This is a genomic window from Bacillus cereus group sp. BfR-BA-01316 (assembly GCF_022664195.1).
Taxonomy (GTDB): domain Bacteria; phylum Bacillota; class Bacilli; order Bacillales; family Bacillaceae_G; genus Bacillus_A.
Genome location: NZ_JAKUGX010000002.1, coordinates 1 through 20,498, shown reverse-complemented (window position 1 = coordinate 20,498; position 20,498 = coordinate 1). Strand labels below are relative to the sequence as shown.

The following is a 20,498-nucleotide window of genomic DNA, read 5'->3' as shown; positions in this document are numbered from 1 at the left end:
ATTTTTTGAGAATGAGTGAGAAATACCCACTCATTCTCATTTTTACAACCAGCTATGAAATTTTTTAATATAAATTTTTTTCAGGAATTGTGTTAAGAAAGCATAACCTAATAATATTCCTACTAACCAAGGGAAGTAGCTTAGTGGTAATGCTTGTAAACCAATTGCTGTACCAAGTGGTGAGAATGGAATATAAATTCCGATTGCCATAATACAAGCGGTTAACAAAAGAACTGGTATTGCTGCTGTACTTTGAATAAATGGAATTTTCTGTGTTCTAATCATATGGACAATTAATGTTTGCGTTAGCAACCCAACGACAAACCAACCAGATTGGAATAGCGATTGTTCTCCAGGTGTATTTGCACCGAATACATTCCACATGACAACGAATGTGATAATATCGAATATAGAGCTAATTGGACCGATGCAAATAATGAAGTTACGCAAGTTTGCAGTATCCCATTTTCTAGGCTTCTCTAAAAATTCCTTATCCATTTTATCCCATGGAATTGAAAGCTGTGAAATATCATAAAGTAAGTTTTGAATTAAGAGATGAATTGCAAGCATCGGTAAAAATGGAATGAAAGCACTTGCCACTAATACACTAAATACATTTCCAAAGTTAGAGCTAGCTGTCATTTTTATATATTTTAAAATATTGCCGAAAGTAGTGCGCCCTTCTAAAATACCTGCTTCTAATATAGTTAAACTTTTTTCAAGTAGAATAATATCGGAAGATTCTTTTGCAATGTCAGTAGCAGTATCAACAGATATTCCAACATCAGCATCACGTAGTGCAACGGCATCGTTAATACCATCCCCCATATAACCTACAGTATGACCATTACCTTGCAATACGCGAATGATGCGGGATTTTTGCATTGGATTTAGTTTTGCGAACACTGTTGTTTCTTCTGCCAGTTTCGCTAATGCTTTATCTGGTAAAGAATCAATTTCGTAACCGAGGACAGGCTCACCTATATTTAATCCCACTTCTTTACAAACTTTTCTTGTAACAATTTCGTTATCGCCCGTTAAGATTTTCACTTGTACGCCGTGTTTATGCAATGCTTGAATTGCAGAAGCAGCAGATGGTTTAGGCGGATCTAAAAAGCCGATATATCCAGTAAGGATCATAGCGGATTCATCTTGTACTGCATAAGCTTTATGATAAGGTTTGTTATCTTTCTTGTATGCTACAGCAATGACACGCATTCCTTCACTGTTTAAAGTTTCGCTAAGATGTTTTACATTTGCTCTCATTTCTTCAGTAAGAGGGACAATTTGTCCATCCACTTCAGTGTAATTACAAATTGATAAAATTTCTTCTACGGCACCTTTACAAACCATTGTATGTTCACCTGAAATATCTTTCACAATAACAGACATGCGACGACGAGCGAAATCGAATGGAATTTCATCTAGCTTTTGAAAAATTGATGGATCAAACTTATGGTTTTCCTCTGTATGTTCAATGACAGCTTTATCTATTAAATTTTTCAATCCAGTTTGATAGAAGCTATTTAAATATGCAAATTGTAAGACGCGATTGCATTCATTTCCATTAGGATCTAAATGACGAACAAGGACGACTTTATCTTCTGTTAAAGTTCCAGTTTTATCCGTGCAAAGGATGTTCATAGCACCTAAGTTTTGAATAGAGTTTAGCTGTTTTACAATTACTTTTTGTTTAGACATGTTCACGGCGCCTTTAGCTAAATTAGCAGTTACAATCATTGGTAACATTTCAGGTGTAAGACCAACTGCAACGGCAATAGCAAAGAAGAAAGCTTCTTGCCAATCTCCTTTTGTGAATCCATTAATGAGAAGGACGATGGGCGTCATAATAAGCATGAATGTGATTAAGAGCCAACTTACTTTGTTTACGCCTTTATCAAAGCTTGTTTCTGCACGTTTTCCGATAACCTTTTTTGCTAAAGAGCCGAAATACGTATCCGTACTAGTTGAAACAACAACAGCTTTTGCGCTACCGCTAACAATATTTGTACCCATAAAGCAAAGGTTTTCCATATCGAGCGGATTGTAATTTTTTTTCATGTTTTTCGGTAATATATGTTTATTTTCCGTATGGTAGCAGTTCTCGTATTTTTCTACAGGAAGTGCTTCTCCTGTTAAAGAAGATTGATTAACAAATAAATCTTTAGCGGATAAAATACGCACATCAGCTGGAACGATATCACCGGCTGAAAGTGAAATAATATCGCCAGGCACAAGTTCTTCAATTGGAATTTCCATTGTATGATTACGGTTTAAATTGGTTACGTTTTTTGTTTCATGTATAAATCCATCTATTCTAAAGACGCTCGCGGTTGTTCGAACCATAGCCTTTAACTTATCTGCCGCTTTCTGAGAGCGAAATTCTTGTAGAAAGCGAATCGTTGCACTTAGCAGTACCATTACAGATACGACAATTGTTCCTTGTATGTCATCTGTGAAAAAAGAGAGTGCTCCAAGAGCTAATAAAACAAAAATAAATGGATTTTTAAATGCCAGCAGAAATTGAATGTACCACGGCAATGCTTTATTATGAGCGATTTCGTTCGGACCATATAAAGAAAGTCTACGAGACGCTTCTTGTTTAGAGAGTCCATCTTGTGTTGTTTCTAAGAGTTTTAACGCGGAGTGTACATCCTGTGTTGCAACTTCCACTAATAATTCGTTATTTGCTTGCATGCTATCTTGATCGTAAGCATGCTTTGTTTCTTGTCTTTGTAAATTTAACATCGGTAGTTCCTCCTCTTTCATGAAGGAGGAAACAATCTGTTACTCGACTATTTAAAATTGGGAGGAACAGCTTCTTTCCTACCTACATGATAAAATATAAGTGTAAAACATATGGGTATCTGGGCCGAATCATCACTTGCCACTGTTCCTCACCTCCGTACAATTTAATAGTTTCTGAATATGCTATGTTTGTTTCATAGTAAGGTGCATAAAGACGTAAAAAGACCTTTACTCACAACGAGTAAAGGTCTGAATTCGCAGTCAAAAAGAGTCAACAACAAAGACTGTTATTAAACATAGATAAAAACAGTTTTTGTGTATGACAAAACATACGCACCTCTCCCTCGTTGAGTTTTAGCACTGTATAGCATAGGTACTGAAACCAGCTACGTTAAGAAAGGCCTTCATTCCGACCTTTCCTGTTGACCCATTGGCGTCTCTCGACATTTTTGGGCAGCAGCGTTTCTCTATACAGGAGCCTCACCTAACAGAGACCATATTCAATTACATGTTGAATGTTAGCACTGAAATTTTATAGTGTCAATATCTATTTAATCTGTTTTTTTGAAAAATTAAATAGATTCGTGATGACTATATAGTATGAAATAAGATGTGTTTTTTTGTAAATAAGGTGGGAAAATAATTTAATGAATATAAATAAAAAGCACTGATTATACAGTGCTTTTATTATAGATTATGAGATTGTAGGATTTTCAAAAATAACAATCTCTGAGCTATTTGTTGTTGAAACGCGTTGTGCGTAATATGTTAAAGCTGAAGAAATATATGTTGGTAACGTCTCATTTGTATGTGATGTTGTATATTCATGAATTAATTCTTTTAAAGTCGTCCACTCTAGTTGTGCTGGGTGATCAGAAACGAAAGAACTTACCCAGCGATCAAATGAAGATGAAAAATCAGTTTGTAAACGAAATACTTCTTTCATAATAAAACGCTCCCTTTATATGTGATATAGTTATATTACTACAAAACGCGAACGATTGTTAAGTTTTTATTTTGAATGTTCGTGTTGTATAGTTGTCTAGATGATTGGTTATGTAAATTCAATTTGCCATTTGAAATAACATTCCGTAAGATGAAAGATAGATTATATAAAGAGCTGGAGGAAAGAAAGTGGAATTTGTATTTTTAGGAACTGGTGCAGGTGTTCCTTCAAAAGGAAGGAACGTTTCAGCAATTGCCTTACAATTGTTAGAAGAACGAGGGCAAACGTGGCTATTTGACTGTGGTGAAGCGACTCAGCATCAAATTTTACATACATCTGTACGCCCAAGACGCATTGAAAAAATATTTATTACTCATTTACATGGAGATCACATTTTTGGTTTGCCGGGTTTATTAGGGAGCCGTTCTTTCCAAGGGGGAACGACGCCGTTAACAGTGTACGGCCCAAAAGGAATTAAACAATTTATTGAAGTAGCATTATTAGTAAGTACGACACATGTTAAATATCCACTTGAAATCGTTGAGATCACGGAAGAAGGTATTGTGTTTGAGGATCATGAATTCGGTGTAGAAACAAAAAGGTTATCACACGGAATCGAATGTTTCGGATATCGAATTGTAGAGAAAGATATACAGGGAGCTCTTTTAGTGGATAAGTTGCTGGGAATGGGTGTGAAACCTGGTCCAGTTTTTAAACGCTTAAAAGATGGTGAAGTAGTTGAATTAGAGAATGGCACAGTGTTAAATGGAAAAGATTTTATCGGCCCGCCTCAAAAAGGAAGAGTTATTACAATTTTAGGCGATACACGATATTGCGAAGCGAGTAGAGAGCTTGCGCAAGATGCTGATGTACTTGTTCATGAAGCGACTTTTGCGGCAGAAGATGAACAGCAAGCACACGACTATTTCCATTCAACAACAGAACAAGCTGCGCGTGTTGCATTAAATGCAAATGTAAAGCGATTAATATTGACTCATATTAGTTCTCGTTATCAAGGAGATACATATAAGGAATTGCTGAAAGAAGCAAGAGAGTTATTTTCTAATACAGAAATCGCGATGGATTTGAAATCATTTCCAGTAGAAAAGTAATATTCAAAAAAATGGTAACATATGTTTGCCATTTTTTTATTTATAATAAAAATTTTTTTTACTAAAACTGTTATCATTTTATATTTATATTGGATAACACAGAAAGTTGTAATGGTTTAGAGATATAGGATAAAAATATATAATATCGATTATTTAGAAAAACTGTTATATAAGTAGGACGACATACAAGTGATACAAATAGGGAAAATAGATTTTTATTCAGAAATTTTAAAATTCAACAAAAGTAAGCGTTTTATAAAAAACAAGCTATAATGAGGGCACATTATAATTTATCATAATTTACATCAAGCGTGTTAGCCATTTTTTGTAACAAACGAAATTGACTAAACAGTGAGAGGGCAACATGGAGATTATGAAAGGAAAGATATTACTATTATTTGTACTATATCTTTTTTCACTCTTTAGTTTTAAAGCGCCAAACGGTATGAAAGCAATAGGAGCTTTAGCAAGTGTAGCCGTTGCAAGTTCCTTAGTAGAAGCCTTTCAATTATACGTTGGTGGAGATTTAATGGGTATACCATTCTTTAAAAGAAGTCGGAAAATCAGTAGGTAGCCTAAGCGGAGTAGTGGGTGCAACTTTAGTTGCATTAGCGATGGGTGTATTACCTGGTTTATGCTATGCTTGTAGGGGCTTCTGTGTTAAACTTTGGATTGCTACCAGGATTTATTGCTGGTTATCTTATATCATTTTAAATGAAAGTAATGCTATATTTCTTATGTATTATGGTATCTGGCATTATTTCAGGATATATTGGTTCACTTTTATTCAAAAACTATCCAATTCGTACAGCGGAACAGATTCGTGGTACAACTGAAAAAGCAACAGATGCGGTAGCTTAATAAAATAGTAGAATAAATTTTTTCATAGAGATTTAGGGGGAGTTATAATGAAGTACCGCTCAGTGTTTGATATTATTGGTCCGGTTATGATTGGTCCATCAAGTTCACATACAGCAGGCGCGGCAAGAATGGGGCAAGTTGCTCGTCAGCTGTTTCGTCATGAGCCAGAGAGAGTTAGCATTTCATTATATGGTTCATTTGCAAAAACATACCGTGGTCACGGTACGGATGTAGCGCTAATCGGTGGAATACTAGGATTTGAAACAGATGATTTACGTATTCCAAGTGCGTTAGATATTGCAAAAGAACGCGGGATTGAAGTGGAATTCATTGAAGAAGATGCAAATGCTCCGCATCCAAATACAGCGAAAATTCGTCTGTATAAAGATGAAGAGGAAATTGAAGTTGTTGCTTGCTCAATTGGTGGCGGTAAAATTGAAGTTGTAGAATTAAACGGATTCGATCTTCAATTAACAGGCACGAGTCCAGCACTACTTATTGTAAATAACGATCGCTTTGGTGCTATCGCAGCTGTAGCTTCAATCCTTGCTAAGCATGAGATTAACATTAGTACAATGAGTGTTTCTCGTAAAGAAAAAGGAAGAAGGGCGCTTATGGTCATTGAAACAGATGAATTATTAGCAGATGAAGTAATCGCGGAAATAAATGGGCAACAAAATATTTGTCAAGTAACTATTATGGATTAATTGCAGGGGGGACACACCATGTTTCGGAACGCAGCGGAACTAGTGGCGCAAGCTAAAGAGCAAAATGTAAAAATCGCAGAAATTATGATTCAATGTGAAATGGAAACAAGAAATATCTCACGTGAAGAAGTAATTGCTGGAATGGAAAAGAACTTAGTCGTGATGGAACAAGCAGTAGAACGCGGTATTCGTGGTGTGAAATCACCGACTGGTTTAACTGGCGGGGATGCTGTGAAAGTCCAAGTGTATCTAAAGAGTGGAAAAGGCTTATCTGGAGATACAATTTTGGACGCAGTGAGTAAAGCTGTCGCAACAAATGAAGTAAACGCGGCGATGGGAATCATTTGTGCAACACCAACAGCAGGATCTGCTGGAACAGTGCCAGGTGTACTCTTTGCACTGCAAGAAAAATTACAGCCGACACGCGAAGAAATGATTGAATTTTTATTTACAGCAGGAGCTTTCGGTATGGTTGTTGCGAATAATGCTTGTATTTCCGGCGCGGCAGGAGGTTGCCAAGCTGAAGTAGGTTCAGCAAGTGGAATGGCAGCAGCAGCAGCAGTTGAGATGGCTGGTGGAACACAAGATCAAGCTGCTACAGCGATGGCGATTTCATTAAAGAATATGCTTGGTTTAGTATGTGATCCTGTTGCAGGGCTTGTAGAAGTACCTTGTGTAAAACGTAATGCAGCAGGAGCTGCGAATGCCATGATTTCAGCTGATTTATCACTAGCTGGTGTAACTAGTACAATTCCATGTGATGAAGTCATTGAGGCGATGTTTAGAATTGGACAAACGATGCCAGTAGCACTTCGTGAAACAGCAGAAGGTGGACTTGCAGCAACACCAACAGGTCGTCGTCTGCAAGAAGAGATTTTTGGTAAGAGTAATAACTAAAAGCATATCATATGATTAAAGTAAAAACGGAGCTCAAATAAAGTTGAGCTCCGTTTTTTATTTTTCTTTTGCTATTTTTTCTAATGTTTTTCCAAGATCGTGTGATCGTTTCGTTGCTTGTGTAATACATGAGATTAATGCTTGTTGAAAATTATGCTCCTGTAATACTTCAATACCTGCTTCAGTTGTTCCACCAGGAGAAGTAATTTCTTTTCGCAAAATAGAAGGGTGTTTTTCACTTGCTTTTAGCATTTCAGCAGCACCAATCATCGTCTGAAGAATAAGAGATTTTGCAACATCTTCTTTTAAACCAATTTTTTTTGCTGCCTCTTCCATTGCCTCTACCACGTAATAAATATAAGCTGGTCCACTTCCGGATAATGCAGTGATAGCATGCATATCTTCTTCTTCTACAACAGAGACGAGACCAATCGTTTCAAATAACGATGTTGCAATGCGAATATGTTCCTCCGTTGTATGTTCTGAAGGTGAGATAGCGGTAGCGGATTTTAAAATGGCCGCAGATGTATTTGGCATTGCACGAATAATCGGCACGTCTTTTTGAAGTAGGTTTCTAATTGAATGAGTAGAAACACCTGCTAATAACGAAATAATAAGCAAGTCTTTATTTATGTATTCTTTAAGAGGAATAACCGCTTCTGCGACATCTTTTGGTTTCATAGCTAGAAAAAGAATATTTGCATCAGCAAGTAATTCCTTTTTATTATGTGTACCTTTGACACCGTATTTTTTATGTAACTCCTGTAATCTTGTCTCGTTAGAACGATTACTTACAGTGACATGTTCTCCCTTAACAACATTTGAGTTTAATAAACCACCAATAATCGCTTCGGCAATAGAGCCTGCACCGAGAAAGGAAATGTTTTGCATAGACATGATGTTCCTCCTTTAAATTTGGTTAGAAATACTTATAAATGTACATACATTCGTTTTTTTATGGAAAACACCTCTTTTTATCTGAAAATAATGACAAATTTATAGGGAAGTTGTAAACTGAAGAGGTATTCATTTTTGAACCGGAAAAAGACAGGGGGGGCTAAGCATGACGGCGATTCATCGAATGGAGATTCCTGTTCCATTTGCAGTTGAGACAGTGAATGTGTTTTTAGTTGAGGGAGAAACATTAACGTTAATTGATACAGGGACAAATACAGAAGAAGCAAAGAAGGCACTAGAAAGTCAATTAGGTGCATTAGGGTATAAGATAGAAGATATTGAAACGGTAGTGATTACGCATCACCATGCGGATCATTGCGGACTTTTAAATATATTTTCTGAAAAAGTAAAGATTATCGGACATCCTTGGAATGAACCGTGGATTACACAGAATGCTGAATTTTTAAAGAGGTATCATGAATTCTTTAAAGAGACAGCCTTACAGTTCGGCGTTCCAGCAGTATTTCTGAATGGTGAGGCGTTATTGACGACGAAGACACTTAAATATTCTTGTAATAGATCGTTAACACATACCGTGAGAGAGGGAGATCGTATAGATTCGTTACCTGGATTTACAGTGATTGAAACCCCGGGTCATGCTTCCACGCATATTTCATTATATAGAGAATCTGATGGAATATTAATTGGTGGGGATGCTCTCATTAGTCATATTTCTTCAAATCCAATATTAGAACCACCATATGAAGGGCAAACAGAAAGAGCGCGTCCTTTATTGCAGTACAATCAAACGTTAAAACGTTTAAGTGAAATGAATATTTCACGGATTTTATCAGGGCATGGGGAAGATGTTCTGAATGTGAAACAACTTATTGAAACAAGATTGCAAAAGCAAGAGACACGTGCTTTTAAAGTGCTTGAACTATTAAAGGAAAAGCCAATGACAGCATTTGAAGTATGTGTAAAACTATTTCCGGTATTATATAAAGAGCAATTGCCACTTACTATCTCAGAAACTGTTGGACAATTAGACTTTTTAGCATATAATCAACAAGTGATGATTGATGAATCTTCACAACAATTGATTTATTATGCAAAGTAGGTGACAGCAATGACGGGACGTTTACAAGAAAAAGTAATCGTCATTACAGGTGCTTCTAGTGGAATTGGAGAGCAAGTTGCAATGCAGGTTGCAGAGCAAGGGGCGACGCCGGTATTAATGGCTCGAACAGAAGAGAAGCTACAAGCATTAGCAGACAAAATTAAAGTAACTTATAATACGCCTTGCTATTACTATGTATTAGATGTAAGTGAAGAAACGAAAGTACAATCTGTTTTTTCAAAGGTATTACAAGAAGTAGGACGTATTGATATATTGGTAAATAATGCTGGGTTTGGTATTTTTAAAACGTTTGAAGATGCTTCAATGGATGAAGTAAAGGATATGTTTCAAGTAAATGTATTTGGATTAGTAGCTTGTACGAAAGCGGTATTACCTTATATGGTAAAAAGGAACGAAGGACAAATTATTAATATTGCTTCATTGGCTGGAAAAATTGCAACTCCGAAGTCGAGTGCTTATGCAGCAACAAAACACGCTGTATTAGGATTTACGAATAGTTTGCGTATGGAGTTATCTAACACAAATGTGTATGTAACAGCAATTAACCCAGGACCGATAGATACGAACTTTTTTGAAATAGCCGATCAATCAGGTACATATGTGAAAAATATGGGACGTTACATGTTAAAACCAACATATGTAGCAGAACAAATCGTAAAGGCGATGCAAACGAAAAAACGTGAAGTAAACTTGCCGAAGTGGATGGGAATGGGGCCAAAGCTCTACGCATTATTCCCAGGTTTATTTGAACGTGTTGCAGGCAAATCATTAAGTAAAAAATAGAAGATTTCCATATGGAAATCTTCTGTTTTTTTTATTTTCCAGTCACATAATCGTAAACGATATCCTCAACAGCCTCGTATACATCAATTTCAGTATTTGAATGAATTATCATTTGAATATGTTTAATTAGCATTTCCTGATCCTCTTTTGAAACAGGATTACATTGATATTGCCGAAAACTTTTTATAATCATTTTCTCAATTAATTTTTCATTCATGTTTTTCCCCGCCTGTATGTATACATGTATTGTTTTATCCCGCATTAACTGCCCGTAAAAGCCCGATTGGTGAAGGCTAATAATCAGAGGAGGATGGACAAAATCCCCTCTGATTAAAGTTTCACTTTATTGTACTTGAAGTGAAATGAAAATACTACCATGCACCGTTTTTGTATAAAAATCCACTTATGTATATTGTTTTTCTAGTAAAATTAAGTTTTTAAAGTTTTTAAAATTTATAAATATTTAATTGACTCTATAAATATACAATATTATAATCATATTTAATTTAAAGAATCAATTTAAGGAGGAGCGTATGAAAGTCGCAATTATTGGAGCAACTGGATATGGAGGTATTGAATTAATTAGGTTATTAGAGCAACACCCATACTTCTCAATAGCATCTCTTCACTCCTTTTCGCAAGTTGGCGAGTGCATAGCGAATGCATATCCGCATTTGCGAAATGTTCTCGTTCATAAGTTGCAAGAAATTGATGTGGGTGAAATAAGGAAGGTAGCAGAGGTTGTGTTTTTAGCAACACCCGCAGGAGTATCGGCGGAGCTGACACCAAAATTATTAGAAGTCGATTTAAAAGTGATTGACCTATCTGGTGACTTTCGTATGATAGATCCTTCGTCATATGAAATGTGGTATAAAAAGCCAGCTGCAGAAGCAGAAATCCTTAGGAAAGCAGTATATGGATTAAGTGAATGGAAAAGGCCTGAGATTCAAAATACAAATTTAATTGCAAACCCAGGATGTTTTGCGACAGCCGCATTATTAGCGATAGCGCCGTTAGTACGTAGCGGAATGATTGAAGAAGATTCGATTATCATTGATGCAAAGTCAGGTGTATCTGGAGCAGGCAAAACTCCAACAACAATGACTCATTTTCCAGAGCTATATGATAACCTTCACATTTATAAAGTAAATCAGCATCAGCACGTTCCTGAGATTGAGCAAATGCTTGTAGAGTGGAATGATAAAGCGAAGCCAATCACATTTAGTACACATTTAATACCGATATCAAGAGGGATTATGGTTACACTCTATGCGAAAGTAAAACAAGAAATCAAAATGAAGCAACTTCAAGCGTTGTATGAAGAAACGTATCGCAACTCAGCTTTCATTCGAATTCGTTCTCAAGGAGAATTTCCGAGTCCGAAAGAAGTAAGAGGCTCAAATTATTGTGATATTGGGGTGGCTTACGATGAAAGAACAGAAAGAATTACAGTAGTTTCTGTAATAGACAATATGATGAAAGGCGCAGCAGGGCAAGCAGTTCAAAATGCAAATTTATTAGCGGGACTAGAAGAGACAACGGGTTTACAGCATATGCCGCTTTATCCATAAGGGGGAAATTATGATTAAAGCATCGTCTATTACAAAATTAGCAAATGGTTCAATTGTTACGCCGAAAGGCTTTTCGGCAATCGGTACTGCAAATGGTCTGAAAAAAGAGAAAAAGGATTTAGGTGCAATCGTTTGTGAGGTGCCAGCATCATGTGCCGCTGTGTATACAACAAATCAAATACAAGCAGCGCCGTTGCAAGTAACGAAGGATAGCATAGCAGCAGAAGGGAAATTACAAGCAATTGTTGTAAATAGCGGCATTGCAAATGCTTGTACGGGGATGAAAGGATTGCAAGATGCTTATGAGATGCGAACATTAGGAGCGGAACAATTTGGAATAAAAGAAAAATACGTCGCAGTCGCTTCAACAGGTGTAATTGGAGTACCTTTACCGATGGATATCATTCGAAAGGGAATTGAATCTCTTGTACCAACAAAGGAAGTAAGTGAAGCTCATTCTTTTTGTGAAGCAATTTTAACGACAGACCTTATAACGAAAGAAACTTGCTATGAGATGATAATTGATGGGAAAGAAGTGAAAATTGCTGGGGTCGCAAAAGGTTCAGGGATGATCAAACCGAATATGGCAACGATGCTTAGTTTTATTACAACAGACGCCAATATAGAGCATGAAGTATTGCAAACAGCATTATCACAAATTACGAATCATACGTTTAATCAAATTACGGTGGACGGAGATACTTCTACAAATGATATGGTCATCGTTATGGCAAGTGGATTATCAGAAATGAAAACGATGAATATGGAACATGAAGACTGGGAAACTTTCGTAGTTGCTTTACAAAAGGTATGTGAAGATTTAGCGAAAAAAATTGCACAAGATGGTGAAGGTGCTACGAAGTTAATAGAAGTAAACGTGTTAGGGGCTAGAACAAATGAAGAAGCAAAGAAAATTGCAAAACAAATAGTGGGTTCCAGTCTTGTGAAAACAGCGATATACGGTGAGGATCCAAATTGGGGACGAATTATTAGTAGCATTGGACAGAGTGAAGTAACTATTAACCCAAATGCAATTGATATCACTCTTCAATCTATCGCCGTATTAAAAAATAGTGAGCCTCAAATGTTTTCTGAAGAGGAAATGACAAAAAAATTACAAGAACATGAAATAAAAATTGATGTGTGTTTGCATTTAGGAGATGAAACGGGATCAGCTTGGGGCTGCGACTTAAGTTATGAATATGTGAAAATAAATGCTTGTTATCGTACATAAGGAGAGAGAAGATGAGTGATTATATTGTAGTTAAATGTGGCGGTAGCATGTTGAATCGAGTAAATAGTGTGTTTTTTGATTGCATAAAGAAATTGCAAAATAAGTATAAGGTTGTTATTGTCCATGGCGGTGGCACAGAAATTGATGCCAAGTTAGAAGACTCAAATATCAAGGTAGAAAAGAAGGATGGATTACGAGTAACGCCAAAAGAGGTTATGGATGTTGTTAAAATGGTACTATGCGGAAGTACGAATAAAAAATTCGTAATGAATTTACAAAAACATGATTTACTTGCGGTGGGGCTTTCAGGATGTGACGGTAATTTACTTCAAGTTCAACCTGTTGGCGAAGCGATAGGATATGTAGGAGAAGTAAGTTATGTAGAAACAGCCTTATTAAAAGGGTTGATTGATATGAATTATATTCCTGTCATTGCTCCAATCGGTATAAATGGTAATGAAGTTTATAACATAAATGCAGATACTGCTGCAGCTGGAATTGCATCCGCACTAGGAGCAAAAGAACTCATTTTTATAACGGACGTAGATGGAGTATTACACGAAGGAAGATTGGTAAAGAAAACGGATGAATATGAAATTCTTACTTTTATAGAACAAGGTGTCATTACAGGCGGGATGATTCCGAAAGTACAGGCGGCACTTACATCGTTAAAAATGGGAGTGAAAAAGGTTAGTATCGTAAATGGTACAAAGGATTTTACTAAGGTTACAGGAGAGTGTGTTGGAACTACGGTAACAAAAGGAGTGAGTATTATATGACAAGCCATCTTTTTCAAACGTATGGAAGAAGAAACATTGAAATACTAAGGGGCAATGGGGCGAAAGTTATCGATAAAAATGGTGAGCAATATTTAGATTTCACTTCTGGTATTGGCGTATGTAATTTAGGGCATTGTCATCCTACTGTTGTAAAGGCAGTAGAAAAACAACTTGGAAACATATGGCATATATCTAACTTATTTACGAGCTCCTTACAAGAAGGGGTCGCATCGTTATTAACAGAAGATACAGCGTTAGATTATGTGTTTTTTTGTAATAGCGGGGCGGAGGCAAATGAAGCGGCTTTAAAGCTAGCACGTAAGCATACTGGAAAATCTCTCGTCGTAACATGTGAGCAATCTTTCCACGGCAGAACATTTGGAACGATGAGTGCAACAGGGCAAGATAAAGTGAAAGAAGGATTCGGTCCATTACTTCCGTCTTTTTTACATACACCATTTAACGACAAACAAGCATTAGAGGAAGTAATGAATGAAGAAGTTGCGGCGGTAATGGTAGAAGTTGTTCAAGGAGAAGGAGGAGTAATATTAGCTGATCCATCCTTTTTGAAGGAAATTGAAAAACTATGTAATCAGTACAATGCTCTTTTTATTATAGATGAAGTACAAACTGGAATAGGCAGAACAGGAACACTATTCGCTTATGAGCAAATGGGAATAGGTCCTGATATCGTTACCATCGCAAAGGCGCTTGGGAATGGTATTCCAGTTGGAGCGATGATTGGCCGGAAAGAACTAGCTTCTTCTTTTACTGCAGGGTCACACGGTTCAACTTTCGGCGGGAATTATATTGCTATGACTGCAGCGAAAGAAGTATTGCAATTCATTAAGGAACAATCGTTTTTAAAAGAAGTACAGGAAAAGGGCGAGTACGTATTAAAGAAATTGCAAGAAGAATTACGACACGTTGAATGTGTTCAAAGTATTCGTGGTAAGGGACTTATGATTGGAATCGAATGTAAGCATGAGGTTGCAAATTTCATAGAACAATTAGAAAAAGCAGGACTTCTCGTATTACAAGCAGGGCCTAATGTTATAAGACTATTACCACCACTTATTGTAACGAATGAAGAGCTAGAACAGGCAGTATATATGATAAAAAAAGTGGTTTGTACAAAAAATGCATCAATAATATAAGGGGGAAATTTCATGTCAACTGTACAAGTACCGAAATTAAATACGAAAGATCTTTTAACGTTAGAAGAATTGACGCAAGAAGAAATCATTTCTTTAATTGAGTTTGCTATATATTTAAAAAAGAATAAGCAGGAGCCTTTATTACAAGGGAAAATATTAGGGCTCATTTTTGATAAACATTCAACTCGTACTCGCGTTTCTTTTGAGGCAGGAATGGTACAGCTCGGAGGGCATGGAATGTTTTTAAGTGGGAAAGAGATGCAAATTGGAAGAGGAGAGACGGTTTCAGATACAGCGAAAGTATTATCTCATTATATTGATGGGATTATGATACGTACATTCTCACACGCGGATGTGGAAGAGCTTGCGAAAGAATCGAGCATACCTGTTATTAACGGTTTAACTGATGATCATCACCCTTGCCAAGCGTTAGCAGATTTAATGACGATATATGAAGAAGTTCATACGTTTAAAGGAATTAAATTAGCTTACGTAGGTGACGGGAATAATGTATGTCATTCACTATTGTTAGCAAGTGCAAAAGTAGGAATGAATATGACTGTTGCGACTCCCGTAGGGTATGAGCCGAATGAAGAAATTGTAAAAAAAGCGTTAGCGATTGCAGATGAAACAGGGGCTGAAATTGAAATTTTGCATAACCCTGAATTAGCAGTAAGTGAAGCGGATTTTATATATACTGACGTTTGGATGAGTATGGGGCAAGAAGGAGAAGAAGAGAAATATACTTTATTCCAGCCATTCCAAGTAAATAAAGAGCTTGTTATAAATGCGAAACAAACATATCGTTTCTTGCACTGTTTGCCTGCTCATCGTGAAGAAGAAGTAACTGGAGAGATTATAGATGGGCCACAGTCTATCGTTTTTGAGCAAGCTGGTAATCGATTGCACGCTCAAAAAGCGTTATTAGTGAGTTTGTTTCAAACTACTGGAAAACCTTCCTAAAAAGGAAGGTTTTTTTATATTGAAATGTCGGATGTATATTTGGTTAATCATCTCTATATCATTTATAATAAAAAGAGAAAACTAAATTTGTTTTTCATATCATGTAAGGACATACTAGATAGAAAAAATATAGTTAAAGAGATGATAATTGTGAAGACAACTAAGAAGACATATTCGTTTTTTCAGCGAATGTGGAGAATATTAAAGTTTCAATATTTTAAGTTGCTCCGATCACCAGAAGGAGCAAAAAAAGTATCATTAGGTTTTGCTATTGGATTTGGGCTAGAAATGTTAGTAATTTATACGGCATCGCTCGTATATTTAATATTTTATCCAATTGTCAGGTTAGCAAAGGGATCTTTTCCAGCCGCAGTCATTGGTAATATTATTGGGAAAATATCGTTTCTCCCAGTATTTTTGTTTCCGTTTGCTTATGCGTTAGGGAAAACGATTTATCCATTTGATGTACAGAAAATACATCATAAACCATTTACGATATCAGATTTGTTTTCGAGCCATATTTTTACGATGTTAAAGAGCTTATTACAGAGTGAAATATATGTATTAATTGGTATGACGATAATAGGAATTGTGTTTGGGGTAATTTCATATTTCGTTGTGCATTATTTATATGAAAAGAATCGTAAGTTACGTTTGAAGAAAAGAAAGAAACAAGTGAGAGAACCACTTGTGCAAATATAAAGAATGTCACATTCATTTTCTCCTTTGAATATGTTTAAGAAAAAGGGGGAGAGAATGAATGTATTATTATTACGTATCTCAAGTATACTCGTATCCAACATATTATCCGATACATGATATGCGAAGACAATTTGGAGTGTATCAGCAACCACAGCAAGTGCCGCAACTACAACAACCTGAGCAACAGGTTACTCAAGAGAAAAAACCGTATTTAACGACATGGCCGTATTCAAATGTTTATTATGGTAATTATTACGAATCATAAAGCTGCTTCTATTTAGAAGCAGCTTTATGCGTTTGTTTTCAAAATTAAATTTTGAATGGTTTGAAGAGAATAAATGAGCTTTTCGCGCTCTTCCTCAGATAATGTTTGAAAATTTTCTTTTAGTTTGTCTAAAATGAATTGCTGATACTGACCTACTAGTAATTTCCCTTCAGCTGTTAGGGAAATTAAAATGACCCGTCGATCTTTTTCGCTATAATGACGCTCTATTAGTTCTTCTTGAATGAGTTTGTTTAATAGAGGGGTCATATTAGGCCGTGAAATCGCTAGCCGCTTGCCAATTTCTGAAACTGCTAATGTACCATTTTCATGCAAAAGCAGTAACACCTGTGTATGTGATGGCGGCATATGTCTTTGAGAAGAAAATTCTCCTGGAAGCATAAATTTGCGATAAAAAAGAGGCACTAGCGAAAGAAGATGATCAACAATACGTTCCCACTCGCGTGATTCCATATAACGGCCCCCTTCCACTATCATTGTAACAAAAAAGACAAGGTATAAAAATAGAATTGTTTCATGGCAGCCTTAATATTTGTAGGATAACACTTGCTTTGTAAATGAATTGGCAATAATCGCATAACCGCTATCATTTGGGTGTACTTGGTCAAATAGTAAATCTTTTTTATCATTCGATATTAATTTGCGAATTGGTAAAACGATCGACGGTTGATGTGCTTTTGAAATAGAATAAATAGAATCATTCCAACCATCTAAAAACATATCTGCATAACTTGCGATGGAGTCATCTAGTTGTAAAGGGTTATAGAGCTCAGAGAGAATGAGTAAAGCATCCGGATTTTGATCTCGAACGGTCTTTACAATAGTTTTTACATCCGTTTCAAAACGAGTTTTTTCTTTATTTAACATTTTAATACCATCAATAACACCTACATCACGATTTAAGCGAAATAAATTGTTTCCACCAATATTAATAGTAATGATATTGGCTTCCCTAATTTTTTGTTGTACTTCTTCTAACTGAACTTTTTTAACGAGACGATCTGTAGTGAGACCGTTTACACCGAGGTTTTCTACCGTAATTGGTTTATGAATTTGTCCTTCTAGTTGCTTAGAAGCTAATTCGGCAAATCCCCCTTGTGTAGACCCATATCCTTTGGCGAGTGAATCACCTAATACGAGATGATAAAAGGAGTCGTTCGTTTGCTTATCAATCCAACTCGGAGCAGATGTTTTTTCTGCTTTTCCTTCAGTTTCTTTTTGTTCTGTCTCATCGTTCTTTTCAAAATTAGAACAAGAAATGATTAGAAGGAGGAGACAAACAATTGTTAAGATGACTTTTTTCATAAATTCATCCTCCTTGTAATTGGTAATTGTATCATATTCAGCAGTATAAGCAATGTAAGGGCATATTATATATTTATGAAAAATTCACAATAACTTTACAGAAAATTTGTAGAAGTGTGTCAAAAAATATTGACGGTATGAAAGTACTTTAGATATGATAATGTCAGATAAGGTGAAAATCATCGCTCTAATAGAAGAAAAAGGTATGTGATTAGGGACTGATAGAGATTCATTTCATTATTTTGGGGTAATTGTATAAGGGGGATCTTTTGTGAAAAAGTCAAAAAAAATGCTAGCTGGAGCAACTCTTGCTATGGGCGTTATAGCGCCACAAGTCTTGCCAACAACAGTTCATGCGGAGGGAAAATCTGGGGAGAGTACAGTTAACTTACGAATTTTAGAAACATCAGATATTCACGTTAACTTAATGAATTACGATTATTATCAAACGAAAACAGATAATAAAGTGGGTCTCGTGCAAACTGCAACACTTGTTAATAAAGCACGTGAAGAAGCGAAGAACTCTGTCCTATTTGATGATGGGGATGCATTACAAGGAACGCCGCTTGGAGATTATGTGGCGAATAAAATAAACGATCCGAAGAATCCTGTTGATTCAAGTTATGTACATCCATTATATCGTTTAATGAATTTAATGAAGTATGACGTCATCTCTCTTGGGAATCATGAATTTAACTACGGTTTAGATTATTTAAACAAAGTGATTAGTAAAACGGAGTTCCCGGTTATTAACTCGAATGTTTATAAAGATGATCATGATGGTATTGAAGAGAACGACCAAAATTACTTTGAACCATATCATATTTTAGAAAAAGAAGTAGTGGATGAAGCAGGCCAAAAACAAACAGTGAAAATCGGTGTAATGGGATTTGTTCCACCTCAAGTTATGAACTGGGATAAAGCGAATTTAGAAGGAAAAGTAAAAGCGAAAGATATTGTTGAAACAGCGAAGAAAATGGTACCGAAAATGAAAGAAGAAGGTGCAGACGTTATCGTTGCATTAGCTCATTCAGGTGTTGATAAGAGTGGATACAATGTTGGCATGGAAAACGCATCGTTTTATTTAACAGAAGTTCCTGGTGTAGATGCAGTATTAATGGGACATTCACATACTGAAGTGAAGGATGTATTTAATGGGGTTCCGGTTGTAATGCCTGGCGTTTTTGGCAGTAACTTAGGTATTATCGATATGCAATTGAAAAAGGTAAACGGAAAATGGGAAGTACAAAAAGAGCAATCTAAGCCACAACTTCGTCCGATTGCTGATGGTAAGGGTAATCCATTAGTAGAATCTGATCAAAAATTAGTTAATGAAATTAAAGATGATCATAAAGCAACAATCGATTATGTAAATACAGCTGTAGGTAAAACGACAGCACCAATCAATAGTTATTTTTCACTAGTACAAGATGATCCTTCAGTACAACTTGTGACAAATGCACAAAAATGGTATGTAGAAAAGCTATTCGCTGAAAACGGGCAATATAGTAAATATAAAGGAATTCCAGTACTATCTGCAGGAGCACCATTTAAAGCAGGTGGCCGAAACGGTGCTTCATATTATACGGATATTCCAGCAGGGACGTTAGCAATTAAAAACGTAGCGGATTTATATGTATATCCAAATACATTATATGCTGTGAAAGTAAATGGAGCGCAAGTGAAAGAATGGCTTGAAATGTCTGCAGGTCAGTTTAATCAAATTGATCCAAAGAAAACAGATGAACAACAACTGGTAAATATAGGATATCCTACATATAACTTTGATATTTTAGATGGTTTAAAATACGAAATTGATGTGACGCAACCGGCGAAATATGATAAAGATGGAAAAGTTGTAAATGCAAATACGAATCGTATTGTAAATATGACGTATGAAGGTAAGCCTGTAGCCGACACTCAAGAGTTCATCGTTGCTACAAATAACTATCGTGGAAGTAGCCAAACATTCCCTGGTGTAAGTAAAGGGGAGGTTGTATACCAATCGCAAGATGAAACACGTCAAATCATTGTGAAGTATATGCAAGAAACACCAGTTATTGATCCAGCAGCTGATCAAAATTGGACATTTAAACCAATTGTTGCAGATAAATTAAATACAACATTTGACTCTTCACCAAATGCGCAAAAGCATATAAAGAAAGATGGGAAAATATCATATGTTGGACCATCTGAAAATGAATTTGCTAAATATGCAATTGATATAACGAAAAAGAACGAAGATGATAAGGAAACTGGTGGAGAAAATCCAACGACACCGCCAACAGGTGATGGAGGCAATGGAGAAAATCCAACGACACCGCCAACAGGTGATGGAGGCAATGGAGAAAATCCAACAACACCGCCAACAGGTGATGGAGGCAATGGAGAAAATCCAACAACTGTAAGTGA

The 20,498-nt window shown here is 36.2% G+C and carries 20 protein-coding genes, 1 pseudogene and 1 riboswitch; of the genes and pseudogenes, 15 read left to right on the top strand and 6 right to left on the bottom strand.

Translation table 11 applies throughout. The features are described 5' to 3' along the window. Positions 1-42: 42 nt before the first annotated feature. Entirely contained in the window at positions 43-2,748 is a 2,706-nt protein-coding gene (gene mgtA / locus MR071_RS01705) for a magnesium-translocating P-type ATPase (RefSeq protein WP_142395755.1), read from the bottom strand. 331 nt (positions 2,749-3,079) lie between these two features. Then, a riboswitch (M-box (ykoK) riboswitch) is annotated at positions 3,080-3,247 on the bottom strand. Between the two features lie 195 nt (positions 3,248-3,442). Continuing rightward, complete coding sequence (locus tag MR071_RS01700; RefSeq protein ID WP_002111702.1) at positions 3,443-3,694, bottom strand: DUF3932 family protein; 252 nt, start codon at positions 3,692-3,694, stop codon at positions 3,443-3,445. A gap of 188 nt (positions 3,695-3,882) precedes the next feature. On the opposite strand from MR071_RS01700, the gene rnz reads away from it, so the two are divergent. The 5 genes and pseudogenes from rnz (at position 3,883) to sdaAA (ending at position 7,271) form a co-directional block, all read left to right on the top strand. Then, positions 3,883-4,806, top strand: a complete 924-nt coding sequence (gene rnz, locus MR071_RS01695) for a ribonuclease Z (RefSeq protein WP_105584578.1) — start codon at positions 3,883-3,885, stop codon at positions 4,804-4,806. 364 nt (positions 4,807-5,170) lie between these two features. Next, positions 5,171-5,517: pseudogene (locus MR071_RS25725) on the top strand (PTS sugar transporter subunit IIC); the annotation flags it as partial. 12 nt (positions 5,518-5,529) lie between these two features. Further along, on the top strand, positions 5,530-5,667 hold the full coding sequence (locus MR071_RS01685; RefSeq protein ID WP_181149437.1) for a hypothetical protein: 138 nt from the start codon (positions 5,530-5,532) through the stop codon (positions 5,665-5,667). A 47-nt stretch (positions 5,668-5,714) separates the two neighbouring features. Then, entirely contained in the window at positions 5,715-6,374 is a 660-nt protein-coding gene (sdaAB, locus tag MR071_RS01680) for an L-serine ammonia-lyase, iron-sulfur-dependent subunit beta (RefSeq protein WP_105584580.1), read from the top strand. Positions 6,375-6,392: 18 nt separating this feature from the next. Then, positions 6,393-7,271 (top strand): L-serine ammonia-lyase, iron-sulfur-dependent, subunit alpha, encoded by an 879-nt coding sequence (gene sdaAA / locus MR071_RS01675; RefSeq protein WP_105584581.1) that lies wholly within the window; start codon positions 6,393-6,395, stop codon positions 7,269-7,271. Between the two features lie 57 nt (positions 7,272-7,328). Here sdaAA and proI read toward each other — a convergent pair whose 3' ends face one another. Next, positions 7,329-8,168 carry a pyrroline-5-carboxylate reductase ProI gene (gene proI / locus MR071_RS01670; protein WP_105584582.1) on the bottom strand — a complete coding sequence of 280 codons (840 nt, stop codon included), beginning with the start codon at positions 8,166-8,168 and terminating at the stop codon, positions 7,329-7,331. Between the two features lie 166 nt (positions 8,169-8,334). Between proI and MR071_RS01665 the strand changes: the two genes are divergently transcribed. Together MR071_RS01665 and MR071_RS01660 are read left to right on the top strand one after the other, a co-directional pair. Further along, on the top strand, positions 8,335-9,288 hold the full coding sequence (locus MR071_RS01665; RefSeq protein ID WP_242234706.1) for an MBL fold metallo-hydrolase: 954 nt from the start codon (positions 8,335-8,337) through the stop codon (positions 9,286-9,288). Positions 9,289-9,297: 9 nt separating this feature from the next. Further along, positions 9,298-10,092 carry an SDR family oxidoreductase gene (locus MR071_RS01660; protein WP_070144786.1) on the top strand — a complete coding sequence of 265 codons (795 nt, stop codon included), beginning with the start codon at positions 9,298-9,300 and terminating at the stop codon, positions 10,090-10,092. A 31-nt stretch (positions 10,093-10,123) separates the two neighbouring features. Here MR071_RS01660 and MR071_RS01655 read toward each other — a convergent pair whose 3' ends face one another. Beyond that, the gene (locus tag MR071_RS01655; RefSeq protein ID WP_002160569.1) at positions 10,124-10,309 is read right to left on the bottom strand and encodes a YqzH family protein; all 186 of its coding nucleotides are present in this window, start codon (positions 10,307-10,309) and stop codon (positions 10,124-10,126) included. A 316-nt stretch (positions 10,310-10,625) separates the two neighbouring features. On the opposite strand from MR071_RS01655, the gene argC reads away from it, so the two are divergent. From argC to MR071_RS01620, 7 genes are all read left to right on the top strand, one after another. Then, positions 10,626-11,663, top strand: coding sequence for an N-acetyl-gamma-glutamyl-phosphate reductase (argC, locus tag MR071_RS01650; RefSeq protein ID WP_105584584.1), 1,038 nt, complete (start codon positions 10,626-10,628; stop codon positions 11,661-11,663). Between the two features lie 10 nt (positions 11,664-11,673). Beyond that, the gene (gene argJ, locus MR071_RS01645) at positions 11,674-12,897 is read left to right on the top strand and encodes a bifunctional glutamate N-acetyltransferase/amino-acid acetyltransferase ArgJ (RefSeq protein ID WP_142395756.1); all 1,224 of its coding nucleotides are present in this window, start codon (positions 11,674-11,676) and stop codon (positions 12,895-12,897) included. Positions 12,898-12,908: 11 nt separating this feature from the next. Continuing rightward, complete coding sequence (gene argB, locus MR071_RS01640) at positions 12,909-13,676, top strand: acetylglutamate kinase (RefSeq protein ID WP_105584586.1); 768 nt, start codon at positions 12,909-12,911, stop codon at positions 13,674-13,676. Then, positions 13,673-14,833: an acetylornithine transaminase gene (locus tag MR071_RS01635; protein ID WP_242234704.1), complete on the top strand. Its 1,161-nt coding sequence runs from the start codon at positions 13,673-13,675 to the stop codon at positions 14,831-14,833. The genes argB and MR071_RS01635 overlap by 4 nt, the downstream gene beginning before the upstream one ends. A gap of 12 nt (positions 14,834-14,845) precedes the next feature. Beyond that, positions 14,846-15,796, top strand: a complete 951-nt coding sequence (argF, locus tag MR071_RS01630) for an ornithine carbamoyltransferase (protein ID WP_242234702.1) — start codon at positions 14,846-14,848, stop codon at positions 15,794-15,796. Between the two features lie 150 nt (positions 15,797-15,946). Then, a complete protein-coding gene (locus MR071_RS01625; RefSeq protein WP_105584764.1) occupies positions 15,947-16,498 on the top strand; it encodes a DUF2062 domain-containing protein in 552 nt (183 codons plus the stop codon). A gap of 58 nt (positions 16,499-16,556) precedes the next feature. Further along, a complete protein-coding gene (locus MR071_RS01620; RefSeq protein ID WP_105584589.1) occupies positions 16,557-16,763 on the top strand; it encodes a hypothetical protein in 207 nt (68 codons plus the stop codon). A gap of 24 nt (positions 16,764-16,787) precedes the next feature. Here MR071_RS01620 and MR071_RS01615 read toward each other — a convergent pair whose 3' ends face one another. After that, complete coding sequence (locus tag MR071_RS01615; protein WP_105584590.1) at positions 16,788-17,234, bottom strand: MarR family winged helix-turn-helix transcriptional regulator; 447 nt, start codon at positions 17,232-17,234, stop codon at positions 16,788-16,790. A 72-nt stretch (positions 17,235-17,306) separates the two neighbouring features. Next, positions 17,307-18,086 (bottom strand): GDSL-type esterase/lipase family protein, encoded by a 780-nt coding sequence (locus tag MR071_RS01610; protein ID WP_105584591.1) that lies wholly within the window; start codon positions 18,084-18,086, stop codon positions 17,307-17,309. Positions 18,087-18,357: 271 nt separating this feature from the next. Between MR071_RS01610 and cpdB the strand changes: the two genes are divergently transcribed. After that, positions 18,358-20,498: bifunctional 2',3'-cyclic-nucleotide 2'-phosphodiesterase/3'-nucleotidase (cpdB, locus tag MR071_RS01605; protein ID WP_242234700.1), on the top strand; the 2,141-nt coding region annotated here is incomplete at its 3' end.

Coding starts and splice junctions, on each gene's coding strand:
- MR071_RS01620 (WP_105584589.1), top strand. CDS start 16,557: ATGTATTATTATTACGTATCTCAAGTATACTCGTATCCAACATATTAT.
- MR071_RS01700 (WP_002111702.1), bottom strand. CDS start 3,694: ATGAAAGAAGTATTTCGTTTACAAACTGATTTTTCATCTTCATTTGAT.
- proI (WP_105584582.1), bottom strand. CDS start 8,168: ATGTCTATGCAAAACATTTCCTTTCTCGGTGCAGGCTCTATTGCCGAA.
- mgtA (WP_142395755.1), bottom strand. CDS start 2,748: ATGTTAAATTTACAAAGACAAGAAACAAAGCATGCTTACGATCAAGAT.
- argF (WP_242234702.1), top strand. CDS start 14,846: ATGTCAACTGTACAAGTACCGAAATTAAATACGAAAGATCTTTTAACG.
- MR071_RS01610 (WP_105584591.1), bottom strand. CDS start 18,086: ATGAAAAAAGTCATCTTAACAATTGTTTGTCTCCTCCTTCTAATCATT.
- argB (WP_105584586.1), top strand. CDS start 12,909: ATGAGTGATTATATTGTAGTTAAATGTGGCGGTAGCATGTTGAATCGA.
- sdaAA (WP_105584581.1), top strand. CDS start 6,393: ATGTTTCGGAACGCAGCGGAACTAGTGGCGCAAGCTAAAGAGCAAAAT.
- argC (WP_105584584.1), top strand. CDS start 10,626: ATGAAAGTCGCAATTATTGGAGCAACTGGATATGGAGGTATTGAATTA.
- MR071_RS01685 (WP_181149437.1), top strand. CDS start 5,530: ATGCTATATTTCTTATGTATTATGGTATCTGGCATTATTTCAGGATAT.
- MR071_RS01665 (WP_242234706.1), top strand. CDS start 8,335: ATGACGGCGATTCATCGAATGGAGATTCCTGTTCCATTTGCAGTTGAG.
- sdaAB (WP_105584580.1), top strand. CDS start 5,715: ATGAAGTACCGCTCAGTGTTTGATATTATTGGTCCGGTTATGATTGGT.
- MR071_RS01615 (WP_105584590.1), bottom strand. CDS start 17,234: ATGGAATCACGCGAGTGGGAACGTATTGTTGATCATCTTCTTTCGCTA.
- MR071_RS01655 (WP_002160569.1), bottom strand. CDS start 10,309: ATGAATGAAAAATTAATTGAGAAAATGATTATAAAAAGTTTTCGGCAA.
- argJ (WP_142395756.1), top strand. CDS start 11,674: ATGATTAAAGCATCGTCTATTACAAAATTAGCAAATGGTTCAATTGTT.
- MR071_RS01660 (WP_070144786.1), top strand. CDS start 9,298: ATGACGGGACGTTTACAAGAAAAAGTAATCGTCATTACAGGTGCTTCT.
- MR071_RS01635 (WP_242234704.1), top strand. CDS start 13,673: ATGACAAGCCATCTTTTTCAAACGTATGGAAGAAGAAACATTGAAATA.